The organism is Sulfitobacter sabulilitoris (assembly GCF_005887615.1).
Classification (GTDB): domain Bacteria; phylum Pseudomonadota; class Alphaproteobacteria; order Rhodobacterales; family Rhodobacteraceae; genus Sulfitobacter_E; species Sulfitobacter_E sabulilitoris.
Window position 1 is genome coordinate 50,574 of the sequence record NZ_VANS01000004.1, and the last position, 14,290, is coordinate 64,863.

The 14,290-nt window shown below is 65.2% G+C and carries 10 protein-coding genes; all 10 read right to left on the reverse strand.

All coding sequences use genetic code 11. From position 1 onward, the window contains the following. Positions 1–265: 265 nt before the first annotated feature. The 10 genes from FDT80_RS14425 to FDT80_RS14470 all read right to left on the reverse strand — a co-directional run bounded on the left by FDT80_RS14425 (position 266) and on the right by FDT80_RS14470 (position 13,990). The gene (locus tag FDT80_RS14425; RefSeq protein ID WP_138663022.1) at positions 266–4,777 is read right to left on the reverse strand and encodes a chemotaxis protein CheB; all 4,512 of its coding nucleotides are present in this window, start codon (positions 4,775–4,777) and stop codon (positions 266–268) included. A gap of 247 nt (positions 4,778–5,024) precedes the next feature. Continuing rightward, positions 5,025–7,301 (reverse strand): xanthine dehydrogenase family protein molybdopterin-binding subunit, encoded by a 2,277-nt coding sequence (locus FDT80_RS14430; RefSeq protein WP_138663023.1) that lies wholly within the window; start codon positions 7,299–7,301, stop codon positions 5,025–5,027. Next, positions 7,301–7,762 (reverse strand): (2Fe-2S)-binding protein, encoded by a 462-nt coding sequence (locus FDT80_RS14435; protein ID WP_138663024.1) that lies wholly within the window; start codon positions 7,760–7,762, stop codon positions 7,301–7,303. The genes FDT80_RS14430 and FDT80_RS14435 overlap by 1 nt, the downstream gene beginning before the upstream one ends. Positions 7,763–7,946: 184 nt before the next feature. Next, the gene (locus tag FDT80_RS14440) at positions 7,947–8,873 is read right to left on the reverse strand and encodes an isoaspartyl peptidase/L-asparaginase family protein (RefSeq protein ID WP_138663025.1); all 927 of its coding nucleotides are present in this window, start codon (positions 8,871–8,873) and stop codon (positions 7,947–7,949) included. A 231-nt stretch (positions 8,874–9,104) separates the two neighbouring features. After that, the gene (locus tag FDT80_RS14445) at positions 9,105–9,782 is read right to left on the reverse strand and encodes a phosphoribosyltransferase (RefSeq protein ID WP_138663026.1); all 678 of its coding nucleotides are present in this window, start codon (positions 9,780–9,782) and stop codon (positions 9,105–9,107) included. Continuing rightward, positions 9,779–10,435, reverse strand: coding sequence for a dienelactone hydrolase family protein (locus tag FDT80_RS14450; protein ID WP_138663027.1), 657 nt, complete (start codon positions 10,433–10,435; stop codon positions 9,779–9,781). Before FDT80_RS14450 ends, FDT80_RS14445 begins: the two co-directional genes overlap by 4 nt. A gap of 15 nt (positions 10,436–10,450) precedes the next feature. Next, a complete protein-coding gene (locus FDT80_RS14455; protein WP_138663028.1) occupies positions 10,451–10,669 on the reverse strand; it encodes a dodecin family protein in 219 nt (72 codons plus the stop codon). Positions 10,670–10,830: 161 nt separating this feature from the next. Continuing rightward, positions 10,831–12,846 carry an erythromycin esterase family protein gene (locus FDT80_RS14460; protein ID WP_138663029.1) on the reverse strand — a complete coding sequence of 672 codons (2,016 nt, stop codon included), beginning with the start codon at positions 12,844–12,846 and terminating at the stop codon, positions 10,831–10,833. A gap of 22 nt (positions 12,847–12,868) precedes the next feature. Continuing rightward, the gene (locus FDT80_RS14465; protein WP_138663030.1) at positions 12,869–13,396 is read right to left on the reverse strand and encodes a universal stress protein; all 528 of its coding nucleotides are present in this window, start codon (positions 13,394–13,396) and stop codon (positions 12,869–12,871) included. Positions 13,397–13,498: 102 nt separating this feature from the next. Then, positions 13,499–13,990: a c-type cytochrome gene (locus FDT80_RS14470; RefSeq protein ID WP_138663031.1), complete on the reverse strand. Its 492-nt coding sequence runs from the start codon at positions 13,988–13,990 to the stop codon at positions 13,499–13,501. Positions 13,991–14,290 lie beyond the last annotated feature (300 nt).

A 14,290-nucleotide genomic window follows, 5' to 3' on the forward strand; every position in this document is an offset into this window, starting at 1 on the left:
CCGGCCGGGATCCAAACTTGAAAAATATCACGTCCGCCAGCCCCCCTGTCAGGGTCATGCAAGCGCGCCGAAATTCGGCGATGTGCCTCAAGTCATGGTGAATTTCCCACGGTTGGCAAGGGAAATGCAGTCGCGCGGCATAGTGCCGGGGCGCCGCGAAAAGGAGCCTGGCCTTTGACCGCGCGGTTCCGCGGGCCTTTGGTTGCTGGCCCGTCGAAACAGGCCCCCGCCGGCGGTCGGGGCACCGGCGCGCCGTGACGCTGATCTAGTCCAGCAGCTCGTGCAGCGACTGGGCAAGCTCCTGCAGGCTGTAGGGTTTGCGCAGCATCTTGTGGGGCGTCGCCGGCTCGCCGTTGCCCGGTCGCTCCGATTTCGCGTATCCGGTCGCAAGCAGGACCTTCAGGTCGGGATTGATCTCGAGCGCCTTTTCCGCGACCTCGAACCCCGACATGCCGCCGGGCATAACCACATCGGAAAGGATCAGGTCGATGTCACCGTTTTTCCTGAGCACCTCGATCGCGGTCGGGCCGTCCTCGGCGGCGATGACCTGGTAGCCCAATTCGTTGAGGCGCATGACGGTCAGCCTGCGGACACATGGGTCGTCCTCCACCACGAGGATGGTTTCATCGGATGATCTGGCCACCATATCGGGCGTGACATCGGCGAACTCGGCCTCGCCTTCCGACGCGACCGGCAGAAACAGGGTGATTTTCGTGCCCACGCCGGGGGTGCTGTCAATTGCGACGTGGCCGCCCGACTGTTTGGCAAAGCCATAGACCATACTCAGCCCCAGCCCCGAACCTGCACCGGGCCCCTTGGTGGTAAAGAACGGCTCGAACACGCGGTTGATCACATCCGGCGTCATTCCGTGCCCGGTATCGGTGACCGCCAGCGCGACATACACCCCGGGCGTCACGTCGACCTGCGTGGCGGCGTAATCCTCGTCCAGAATGGCGTTCCATGTCGCAATGCCGAGGGTGCCGCCATCGGGCATGGCATCGCGCGCGTTGAGTGCGAGGTTCAGGATGGCGCTTTCGATCTGCCCCGGATCGGTCAGGGTCATGCGCAGATCGTCGGCAAGCTCGGTTTCGATGGTGATCTGCTCGCCCAGGGTGCGCGTCAGCATCGGGCGCAGCGATCGCACCAGCGTATTCAGCGCCACGATTTCCGGGGTCAGCGCCTGGTTCCGCGAAAAGGCCAGCATCTGCGCCGTCAGTTGCGCCCCCAGGTTCGACGCCTCCAGCGCCTCGACAAGCAGGTCGCGCTTGGGATGGTCGCCAAGGTGCATGTCCAGCAGTTCGAGATTGCCGATGATTACGGTCAGCAGATTGTTGAAATCATGCGCAAGTCCGCCGGTCAGTTGCCCGACGGCCTCCATCTTTTGCACCCGGTTCAAGGCGTCTCGGCGCTGCATGTCTTCTGTCAGGTCGTGGATGATGCCGGTGAAATAGCGTTTGCCCTCGATCCACCATTCCGCAACGGTCAGGCGGATCGGGATGATCGTGCCATCCCTCCGGCAGGCGTTCATCTCGCGGCCGATGCCGATAATCCGTTTTTCGCCGGTCCTGATGTAGTGCGAAATATAGGAATCGTGCTTGTCCCTGTCGGGCGCGGGCATCAGCATGCTGACATTCTTGCCGATGACCTCGTTGGCGGGAAATCCCAGAAGGCTCTCCGCCGCGGGGCTGTAGCTGCCCACGATGCCATGTTCGTCGATGGTGATGATCGCCTCGGGCGCGGCGTCCAGGATCGCGCGCAACCGCGCCTCGCGTTCCTCCAGGTCGGCCTGGATCCTCTTGCGCTCCGTCACGTCCTCGAGCGCGAGCAGGATCATGGTGCCGTGGTCGTTTTCACCCTCGAGCGTGCGGGCGTTCAACAGCATCGTCCGCTTGCCCAACCGTGCGGTGTCGATCTTGATCTCGTAGTCTTCGACGGTCGTCTTGTTCGGCAGGATACGTTCCAGCAACTGTCGCAGGCGGGGCCGGTCCCACTGCTGCCCCTGAAGATCGAAAAGAACCTGGCCTTCGATCTGCTCGGGCGAGGTCTGGAACAACTTGTGGAAGGACAGGCTTGCCCGGACGATCGCCAGGGTGTTGTCGAGAACAAGCATCGGCTCGCGCACCGTCGAGACGATATTCTCGGCAAAGCGCTGGGCCTGTTTATGTGCCTCCTGCATGTTCTTGATGTCCGACACATCCGTGAACGTGACCACCACGCCGTTGATCTGCCCGGATTGCGTCCGGTAGGGCAGAAGCCGGCGAATGAACCAACGACCGTCGGTCGCCTGCACTTCGACCTCGATCGCCGTCAGTTCGGAAATGACCCGGCGCGCGTCGTTCAGAAGGTCGGGATCGTCGATCTTGCCGGTGATGTCGCTGAACGGACGTCCGACATCGTTCGTGATCAGGTTGAAAAGGTCACGGGTCGCCGGTGTGAAACGTTTGATGTTGAGGTCCGGATCGAGAAACAGCGTGGCGACACCCGAGCTGGACAGGAGATTGTTCAGATCGTCCGACAGGCGCCGCTCGTCATCGACTTTTTGTTGAAGCTGGCTGTTGAGGGTCGTGAGTTCCTCGTTCAGCGACTGCAATTCCTCCTTGGACGTTTCCAGTTCTTCGTTGGTCGACTGGAACTCCTCGTTCATCGACATGGCTTCTTCGTTGGCGGCCTTCAGTTCTTCTGTCGATAACTCGAAATCCCGGATCGTGTTCTGAAGATCGAGCCGCGTCGTCTCCAGTTCCTTTTCCAACTGCTGGTAGGCCGCGCTGCCTTTGGACACGTCGTCAAGGCTTGGCGCGGGTTCCGTCACCGGCTGATCGGTAAAGGTCACGAGGTAGAGCTGCGCGTCCTCGACCCGCATGGGGTGCACCTTGATCGTCACGGCCACGCTGACCCCGTCGCGGGTCACCGTTCCGGTGCGCGCGACCTCTTTGTTTTGCTGGATGGTCTTGCGTACGGCGCTGCCCAGTTGCGCGCGCATGCCGTCGCGCGCCATCGCCAGCAAATCTTGGCTTGCCTCGCCCAGCGGCACCTTGAGGTAGCGATCCGCCGGACCCTGCACGAACAGGGCTTCCATCTGTCCGTTGATCAGAACGGCCGCAGGCGCGTAATGCTCGATCAGGACCTTCTGGCTCAGATCGGCCAGGGGCACGCCTTTCGGGGCGTCGGCCGCGCGCAACGCCGGCGCAAGGTGCCCCAAGTACGATCTTTGCGGCGAGGGAAAATTGATCGGGCGGTTCCGAACCCCGCCGGCGCGTCGATACACGCGGTATTTCTTGGAAACGGGACGGAAATACATCTCTTGGGCATTCGCCGTCTCGGACGAGCCGAGAAACAGGATGCCGTCCTCGTTCAGGGCGAAATGAAACATGTGGATGATGCGCTCTTGCGCGTCGGCATTGAGATAGATCAGCAGATTCCGGCAGGAGATCAGATCAAGCTTGGAAAACGGCGCATCGGCGAGGATGTTCTGACTGGCAAAGACGACCGTGTCGCGCAGTTCGGGCACGACGCGGTAGGTGTGATCCTCGTGGATGAAGAACCGTTCCAGCCGTTCGGGCGATACCGTTTCCTCGATCGCGTCGGGGTAGACGCCCGAGCGGGCCACCGACAACGCGGTTTCGTCCACGTCCGACGCAAAGACCTGAAGCTTGACGTCCTTACGCAACGCAGAGATTTTTTCGATCAGCAGGATCGCCAGGGAATAGGCTTCCTCGCCCGTCGCGCAGGCCGGAACCCAGACGCGGATCGGTTGGCCCGAGGTCTGATTTTCCACCATGTCATGAAGAACGTTTCCGGACAGGTATTCAAACGCCTCCGGGTCGCGGAAAAACGATGTCACGCTGATCAGCAGGTCACTGCAAAGCCTGGCCGCTTCTTCCGGGCTGTCTTGCAGCAACGCAAGATAGTCGGCTGAGTTCTCCATGTGCCGCAGGGCCATCCGCCGTTCGATCCGCCGCAGCAGGGTGCCTTCCTTGTAGAGATCGAAGTTGATCGGCGAATAGGCCTTGAGCGCGGCGATGATATCGTAAAGCGACCCGCGCGCATTGTCGCCCAGGACCTTGGGCGCCCTGGCTTTGTCGACATAGGGGTGCTTGGCGTATTTCAGGATGATCGCGGGCATGTCCTTGACTGACACGATGTAATCCACCGACCCGGTCGCGATGGCGCTGCGGGGCATCCCGTCATGGGCCGCGTCCTTCGGTTTCTGAACCAGAACCACTCCGCCCTGGGCCTTGATGTTGCGAACACCCGCCGCACCGTCGCTGCCGGTGCCGGACAGGATGATCGCCACCGCCTTTTGCTGTTGGTCCTCGGCAAGCGAGCGCAGGAAGAAATCGATGGGAAGCCGCAGGCCGCGACGCTCTGCCGGCTCGGTCAGCCGCAAGACGCCGTTGTCCATGCTCAGAAACCGGTTGGGCGGAATTACATACACATTGTCGGGAACGATGCGCGTATCGTCCTTTGCCAGCGTCACGGTCATCCTGGTGTGCTTGGCCAGAAGATCGGCCATCAGGCTTTCATGGTCGGGGTCGGCATGGTGAATGACGACAAAGGCCATGCCGCCCGCGTCGGGCATCGCCTCGAAGAAATCCGACAAGGCCTGCAACCCGCCGGCCGACGCGCCAAGCCCCACGACCGGCACGACACCTGTCGGCGCCGGCGCCAGGCGCTCCGTCGCCTTGGAGGGGGCCTTGGCAATGGCGCGCTTTTTCCGTGCCGCCGACGACGGTTTTGCGCGTTTGCCAGTGGGTCCTTTAGGGGGAGCTTTCGCCATTCCGCCTGCCTTTTCTGTCGCGAACCTGCACGGGAAGGATATTTTGATTTTGCGGCAGACGCCAGTTGTCAGATGCAAAGGATGTCCTGCGGCGGCCGATCCTCCTTCCGGGGTCAAATCGGGCCGCGCATGGGCACACCCGGCGCGCCACAAAAAACAAAGCGCCGCCCCGGGTTGGGGCGGCGCTGTTTCAGTTCGGGGGTGGGTCGGGCCTGCGCGCAGGCCCGACCGGATCGCGGCGTTGCGCCTAGCCCTTGAGCAGGGCCGTCACGGCATCGGGACGGATCGGCAGATCGGTGACCCTGACGCCCAGCGCCTCGCGGATCGCGTTGCCGATCGCGGGGGCAATCGCCACCGTTCCCGGCTCTCCCAGGCCGACAGGCATTTCCGTGCTCTCGACGAATTCGATCTCGAGCTCGGGCACCTGGTTCATCCGCAGCGGCGTGTAGGTGTCGAGGTTGCGATCGGCCACGACACCGTTTTCGATCTGCGTGGCCTCGTGCAAGGCCATCGACAGCCCCCACAGGATGGACCCTTCGGCCTGTGCCATCGCGCCGTCCGGATGCACGACCGTGCCCGCGTCGATCGCCATCGTGATCTTCTCGACCTTGACCTCGCCACTGTCGCGATCGACCTTGGCGCGGACCACGCAGGCGATCCATGTCGGCATGGACCGTTCCTGTCCGAAGGCCGTGGCCAGGCCCAGCGCAGTGCCGTCGGGCAGCGCATCGCGCGCGTCCCAGTCCGACATCTCGCGCACCCGCTCAAGCACGCCCGCCAGCCTCGCAGCCCCGCCGACGCTGACCGGGGCCTCGCCCGCATTGCGGCCTTCGGCCTTGAGCAGCGACAGGCGGTATTCCAGCGGATCGGCCCCGGCGGCGCGGGCGACCTCGTCCATGTGGCTTTCCAGCGCCCAGGTGATCCAGCCCACACCCACCGACCGCAGCCAGCCCGGCGTGAACGTCTCGCGCACAAGCGGCACGTCGATGGCACGGATGCGCTGATCGGGAATGGCATACCAGTGGTCCGCACCATTGGCGGAAAACGCGTCGAGCTTTTCGCCGTTCACGCCCTGGGCAAGACCGCCCGGGAAAATGGCCGTCGTCGGCCACCCCGCCGCCGCGGCATGATCCCATGCGACGGGCGCACCACCTTCATCCAGCGCCGTCGTCAGCGTCTGAACCGATGGCGAGCGCGCACAGTCAAGCCATGCGTCATCCTCGCGGGTGAACACCATCTTGACGGGCTTGCCCACCGCCTTGGCGGTCAGCGCGGCTGGCACGAAGTAGTCACCGAAAAGCCGCCGGCCGAACCCGCCGCCCAGATAATACTGGTGCAGGGTGATATTGCTCTGTTCCACCCCAAGGGCGGAGGCCAGGACAGGCAGGACCAGCGATTGCCACTGGTTGCCGCCATGCAGGTGCCAATGGCCGTCTTCCTCCATCGCCACCGCGTTCACCGGCTCCAGCTGAAAGTGCAGCACGCTCGATGTGCGGTAGGTGCCCTTGACCAGCCGTTCGGGCGCCGTCGCGTCGATGGTGGCCCGTGCGTCCCCCTGCGACACGAAAAGCGCGCCGCTGTCGGGATCGTTCGCAAGGCGGGCCGCCTCTTCCACCAGTTGCGCTTCGCTCACATCGGCATTGGGGCCGGGTGTCCAGTCCACGCTCAGGGCGTCGGCGGCCTTGATCGCGGCGGGATAGGTCTCTGCCACCACGGCAAGCCAGCCCTGGCAGGTGCCGGACGGATCGTCGATCTCGACCGTTTGCAGATAGCCGGGAATGTCCCTGGCCTTGCTGTCGTCGAACCCGTTGACCACGGCGCCGAACCGCGAGGGCGGCAGCACCGGGCGGGCATAGACCATACCGTCGACTTCGGCGTCGATGCCGAACGTCGCGGTGCCGGTCGATTTCGCCGGGATGTCCAGCGCCTGGGCGCTGGTGTTGAGGATCCGGCGCTCGCTTGCGGGTTTGAGGGTGATCGCGCCCAACTCCTCGGATGAAAAGCTGCGGAACTCCGGCCCGGCTGCGACGATGTCGCCATAGCTCACGGATGCCTCGCCGTGCTTGACCATGCCGCCGCGCGCGGTGCAATCCGCCGGATCGGCATCCAGCATCCGTGCGCCCGCCTCGATCAGCGCGATGCGGCCCGCGGCCCCCGCTTGCGACAGCATGAACCATGTGTGATTGACCGACCACGACCCGCCCGTGACCATGTAACCCCATTTCGGATCGCTATCGACATGCACGATCTCGATGTCGTCCCAGTTCGCCTCAAGCTCTTCGGCGACGACCCGTGCAAGGGCGGTGCCGACGTGCTGGCCCATCTCGGCCTTGGCGATATTGACGACGATGTGCCCATCGGGATGAATGACGTACCAGACGGTCGGCTCGAAGCCGCCGTTCGCGATCTGGTGTTCGGCCGCCAGACCCGATGACGGATTGGCGAATGCCAGCGTCAGCGCGGACCCGGACAGCCCGACCAGAAAGCCGCGGCGCGTAAGATCTGAGAAATTGCCATCGGCCATCAGTTTGCCTCCCGTGCTTCGGCGGCGGCCATTTTGATCGCCTTGCGGATGCGTGTGTAGGACATGCAGCGGCACAGATTGCCCGACATGACCGCATTGATGTCTTCATCGGTCGGATCGGGCGTATCGGCCAGCAACGTCGCGGCCTGCATGATCTGGCCCGACTGGCAGTACCCGCACTGCGGCACCTGCGCTTCGATCCACGCCTTTTGCAGCGGGTGGTCGTTGTTTTCCGCCAAACCTTCGATGGTTGTGACCTCGGCGCCTTCGACCACCGAAATCGGTGTCGAACACGACCGCGCGGCGTATCCGTCCAGGTGCACGGTGCAGGCGCCGCATTGCGCGATGCCGCAGCCGAATTTCGTGCCCTTCAGGCCCAGTTCGTCGCGGATCACCCACAGCAGGGGCGTATCCTCAGGCGCGTTCGTTTCAACCACCTGTCCGTTCAATGTGAATTTCATGTTGTCCTTTCCGACAGGGCGCGGGGGCGCCTGTTCGTTCCGCCAATGATGTTCCGCCGCCCGCGCCAAAGCGCGTGTCAGGGCCGGATCAGCCCAACAGCGGCGGTGAAAAGAAAGAGTAGTGCAATCTCGCGGCGTCTCAACCCCGGGTTCCGCGGGGGCAGGCGTGACGGCACGGATCGGCCTAGCCGTGGATCCGCGTGTCGAACCGGCCATCCTGCGTGACCGTGCCGCGATACATGCCTTCGCAGTTGAACGGAAGCGACAGATTTCCGTCGGCATCGACCGCAATCAGACCGCCGCTGCCATCGTTCAGGGCAAGATCATGCATCACCACGTGATCCGCCGCCTGCGCCAGCGATTGACCCGCGTGCCGCATCCGCGCCGCGATTTCCGAGGCCGCGCACCAGCGGATGAAGACCTCGCCATGTCCGGTGCCGGACACCGCGCAGGTGGCATTGTCGGCAAAGGTGCCCGCGCCGATCAGGGGGGTGTCACCGACCCGTCCCGGCGATTTCGCGGTCATGCCGCCGGTCGATGTGGCGGCGGCCAGATGGCCTGCCGCATCGCGCGCGACGGCCCCCACGGTGCCGTGCCGCCGGGCGGGATCGTCGTCTTCCTTGCCCTCCGCGCGCATCGCCAGCGTGCTTTGCAGCGCGTCCCAGCGGGCCTGAGTAAAGAAATAGTCCGTGTCCTCGAACGGCAGTCCTGCATCGCGCGCCACGTTCAGCGCGTTCGGACCGATCAGCATGACGTGATCCGTCGCGTCCATCACCGCGCGGGCGGCGCGGATCGGATTGCGCGGGCCGAATATGCCTCCCACTGCACCCGCCGCGCGGGTTGTCCCGTCCATGATGGCCGCATCCATTTCCTGCTTGCCCTCGCTGGTGAACACAGCGCCGCGCCCTGCATTGAACAACGGCTCGTCCTCCAGTGCGCACACGGCTGCGGTGACGGCATCGATCGCCGTGCCGTGCCCGGCCAGCACATCATGTCCCGCCTCGAGCGCGCGGCGCAGGGCCGCGTGATACTCCGCCTCCAGCGCCGGCGTGAGGCTGGATTTCCGGATCGTCCCGGCCCCGCCATGCACGGCAAGCGAAAATTTGGTCATCGTGTCGTCTCCATTCCTTTGCGCGCCAGCACCAGGGGCACGCCCGAAACCGGACCACCACCGACCGGTGCGCGTGTTTCGGTCCGTTGAGGGGGCAAGGCGAAAGCGGTGCTGCCAAGAATTGACCGGATGCACCAGCAGATGCAACCGGTCCGCCGCATCATCCTGCGGTGAAGGCGCTGTGAAAACCCCGGATGAGAAACCCGCGCGCGGGCACCGGGCGGCCCGGATTCAGGTATCGGTGGCGGGTTGGGCGGCGCGCAGATCCGCGTCGTAGCTGCGAAGCAACGACACGACCTCGTCATCCGAAAGCTGATCGAAGCGGCGGTAATGCGCGCCGATGGCATGGAAGGGCTCCGGCGTCTCGAGACAGACGACCGTGTCCACATCGCGCTCCAGCAGTCGCACCGTCGTCTCGGGCGCGACCGGAATGGCCAGCACCAGCTTGCGCGGATGCTGGCGGCGCACGGCCAGCAGGGCGGCGCGGGTCGTGGCCCCCGTGGCGATGCCGTCATCGACGACGATCGCGGTCTTGCCCCTGAGCGGCACATGCGGCCGCCCCGGCAGATAGACTTCGCGGCGGCGGCGGATTTCTTCGAGCTGGACCTGCGACAGACGCTCAAGATCCGCACGGTTCAGACCGACCATGTCGCAGATATGATCGTTCACCACCATTTCGGGGTTCGCGCCGTCGACGATGGCGCCCGCCGCCAGTTCGGGCTGGTTGGGCACTCCGATCTTGCGCACCATGACCAGATCCAGCGGCGCTCCCAGCGCGCGGGCGACATGCACGGCGACCGGTACGCCGCCGCGTGGCAACGCCAGCACGACCGGATCGACAAAATCGAATTCGGCCAGGGCCTCGGCCAGGGCCGTTCCGGCGGCGTCGCGGTCGGAAAAGGCGATCATCGGGCGATCTTTCGCGCGAAATGGGTCTTGAACCAGCCCGTGGCCAGGGCAATCACCTGCTCCAGCGTTCCGGGCTCTTCGAACAGGTGCGTGGCCCCCGGTACGATTTCGACACGCGGGGCGCACATCATCGCGCGGGCGGCGCTTTTGTTGAGGTCGATCACAACATGGTCCGCGCCCCCCACGATCAGAAGCGTCGGCGCGGACACCAGCGGCAGCGCGGTGCCAGCCAGATCGGGCCGCCCGCCGCGCGACACGACCGCCGCAACCCTATCGCGCCGCCGGGCCGCGGCGACAAGGGCCGCGGCGGCCCCCGTGCTTGACCCGAACAGCCCGATCGGCAAATCCCCCAGATCGGGATGCGCGCGCGCCCAGTCGATCGCGTCAACCACCCGTGCGCTCAGCAGGGGAATATCGAACACCCGGGCGCGATTGGCGGCCTCGATTTCAGTCAGCAGATCCAGCAGCAGCGTGGCCATCCCGGCCTTGCCCAGATGTTCGGCGACCTGTGTGTTGCGCGGGCTGAACCGGCTGCTGCCTGCGCCATGCGCAAAGATGACCAGCCCCACAGGATCGTCCGGCACCCGCAGTATCGCATCAAGCCTGCGGGGGCCGACCCCGACCGTCTGTGTGGCGCTGGCTGTATCGGCCATCCTGTGCGTCCCCTGTCAGCCCGCGCTCGACGAATCGTCCAGGACAAAGCTGATCTTGCCGTTGACGCGGTATTTGGTGATGGCGCTGCCATCGACCGTGGCGGTCATGTCGCTGATGTAGATCGACTTGATGTTGTGAACCGATTTCGCCGCGGTCTGCACCGCGACTTTGGCCGCGTCTTCGAAGCTTTTTTCGGATTCGGCGAGAACCTCAATGACTTTGAGCATGGACATTGGACAGATCCTTTTGACTGTAAGAAGCAAGATAGGTCAGGGCCATACCCCGACAGGCGGCGCAATCCGCGGTCGCTGTAGGGCAGTCTAGGCGGGGTGTGTCAGGGCCGTGTTGAGAAGGATCAATTCGCCCAGTCGAGGGTCGCGCGCCCTGGGAGGCGTCACACGCCGAAAGGATAGGTGTCCGGCAACCCTTCAAGGGTCGCGGTCGAGAGCGGCGTGACGGCGCGGGTTTTGTCGATCCAGACGTAGTCGTCGAACTGCTGCGGCAGGTCGGCCTCGAAATAGTGGCTCTCCAGTTCGGATTCGGGGCGGTAGATCACCCCGATCGCCCGCTCCAGCCGGGGATAGGACAGCGCCGTCGCCACATCCAGTTCCTGGCCCGCCCGCATCGGCAGGATCAGCCCCGGAAGCCGGGTCAGGTGAAATTGCCGCTCATAGCTTTGCGGGTGGGCCGGGCGCACCTGCATGGCCCGCATCGGACCGTCCCAGTCGCTGGCCGCCGCCACCGTGCCATGATCGGTGCCAAAGCCGACGCGGTAACAGTCGCCGCCGAACCCCCGCGTGCACAACTCGCCCAGATTGTGTTCGCCGCGGCGCGACATCTCGGTCGCACGGGCGTCGCCGACATGCGAATTATGCGCCCAGACGACAGCGCGCGACGCCGGACCGTGAAACAGCATGACGTTTTGAAGGGTTTCGAACATATGGCTGTCGCGCAGGTTCCATGACGCCCGCGAGCCATAGTACATGATCCGGTAGTATTGCTCGGCATTGGCCACCAGTGTCGCGTTCTGGGCGGCATCCAGGAACCGCGCGCCGTCGCGCCGGGACAGATCGTGGCGCTTTTTGTACAACGCCACCAACATGCGGGTCACGTCCTCGGCGCAAGAGGCATAAGCCCCGGTCAGGGCCGCGCGCCCGTAGGCGGCGGGATCGGCCTGCCACGGGGTCAGGCAGGCATAGCGCTGGCGCGCGAGTGCGGCGAGCTCGAGGTCCACGCCGTCCAGATATTCCAGGATCGCCTGGGTGGAGGTGTAGAGGCTATAGAGATCGAGCCCGTAAAACCCGGTGCGCCGGGCGGGCGCGCGCGTGGCATTGTGGCGGTGCAGCCAGTCGATGAAGGCGCGTGTCTCCTCGTTGCGCCACATCCAGGTGGGGAACCGGCTGAAGGCCTGCCAGGCGGCGGGTTCGACATCGACATGGCGCACATAGTCGTCGATGCGCGCCGCATCCGGCCAGTCGGCTTCGATGGCGACGATACCGAACCCCTTGTCCCGGATCAGGCGCTGGGTGATGCGCGCCCGCATCCGGTAGAACTCCGCGGTGCCGTGCGTTGCCTCGCCCAGCAGCACCACGCGGGCGTCGCCGATGCGGTCCATCAGCGGATCGAGATCGGCATCGTCCACGGTGTCGAACCGCTCGGCATGGCGGACGATCAGGCCGGGCAGGGCGTCGTCGGTGCGCGGACGTGTCTGGATCATCCGGGGTGCCGTCGCGATGTCCAGGCGCGCGGCCCGTGTGGCGGCGCCGGGGTCGTCGACCGGCGGGACATAGCGCAGATCGGCCAGATCCTCGCGGTCGAACTGGCCTTTTTCACGGCGGGTGATGCGAACCAGCTCCTGGGCATGCGGGTCGGTGCCCACCACCGCCACCAGCCGGCCACCCAGCGCCAGTTGCGATTTCAGCGCCTCGGGCACCTCCGCGACCGCCATTTCGATCAGGATCGCATCGAACGGGGCCTCTTCCTGCCAGGCACGCAGATCGTCGTCATGCAGCATGTGCACGTTGGACAGGCCCGCGTCGATGATCGCGGCGGCGGCTTTCTCGGCGACCTCGGCCTTGGGTTCGATTACGTGGATAGTGCGCACGATGCGCCCCAGCACCGCAGCCCCGTAGCCCGCGCCGGCGCCCCAGACCAGCACTTTGTCGTCACGCTCCAGGGTCAACGCTTCGGCCATGTAGGCAAAGACATATGGCGCAGGCAGAACGACGTCCTGCGCGACCGTGAGCGGGCCGTCGTCATAGGCGTGATCGCGCAGATGTGCGGGCACGAACCGTTCGCGCGGCACGCGGCGCAGGGCCTGCAATACGGACGGGTCGCGCACCCCGCGCGCCACGATGTGCCGGGCAACCATGTGGTTGCGTTTCTCGGCGAGGGTTACCCGATCGTCCATTGCGATGTCCCCCCGCCGCGCGTCATTTCACGATGGTCACGCTGCAGGGGGCGTGTTGGGCGACCTTGTGCGACACGCTGCCCAGGACCGCGCTGCGCAACCGGCCCAACCCGCGACAGCCGACGACGATCATGTCCACGTCGTCGGCCTCGGCCACTTCGAGGATTTCATCGGCGACATCGCCGGCGCACATGTGGGTGGTCACGTCATCGATGCCCACCGACACCGCGTAGCGCTTGGCGTCGCCCAGCACCTTTTCCCCGATGGCGGTGATCACCGCGCTCATGCGGGCGGCCTTGTCGGCCTCGCGCAGCACATCGACCATCGTCACCGGCACGTCGCCGCGCGCCCCGTCGGAACTTGCTCGGGCATGGGAAATCATGTGCTCGACCTCGGCCATCCGCTGCAACTCCAGCGACGGGCGGCCATGCAGCAGCACATGCGCGATGCTCAGGCCGGCACCGACGCCCTTGGCCAGATCGGTGGCCAGCGACAGCGCCCGGCCGGCATGGGGCGACCCGTCGGTTGCGACAAGGATGCGATTGATCATGGTCTGTTCCTTCTGCGCGGCCCCGCCCGTGGTGGCGCCCCATTCCGCGCGCCGGTCGTGGGCGGTTGCCGTCGGTTGATCTTCCGGCGGTGTCTGGCCGGTTCAGCTTTCCTGAATCGACTGAAGATAATAGGTCAGCTCTAGAATGCGGTTGCGCACGCGATATTCGTTCAGTTCGTCGGGTCCATAGCGGCTCATCTCCCGGCGCATGTAGCGGTCGCCCCAGACCGGCATCCGGCGCTCTCCGTGGGCCGCGACATCGGCGCGGCCGTCGATCACGGCGAACACCCGGTCAAAGGGAAATTCGCCATCGTTGTTGGCCGCCAGCTTGGTCAGGTCGCCCGGCTCGATCCCGCGAAAGAGCCGCGTCAGGAACCCGGCGCCCTTGCCGTCGCGCCCGTGGCACGAGGCGCAGGAATTCAGGAACTCCAGATCGCTGGGCTGGAACGGCAGGCTGGCCGCCGCGCTTGCCGAGCGGTCGTCATCGTCGCTCCCGCTGCTTGCGGTATCGTCCGACGCCCGCACGACCGCGGCGCCGGTCATCATCAAGGCCGTGCAGGCCACCAAAGCGATAAAGCGCACGTGATCTCTCATCGGAACGGTCCCCCTTGCCCGTGACTGGGCGTGCCAATCCTAGGCGGCGGCGCCCCTGGCGCCGTTGATCTTTGTCAAGCTTCCGGTGCGCGCCCGGTCGCCCGGGGCCGGGGCGCGCCTGGGTTTGACAAATGTCAACGGACACGGGCCGCCCGGGCCCTAGAAAGAGCAGGGGCGTACCGGGGGGAATTGAACGCACCAGGCCATGCAGATCGTCGATTTGCACTCCGCGACCAACCGGCGCTCTGCCGGGGTCGCGGAACCTGCCCGTTCGGGATGATCCGTCATCGAATCCGGCGC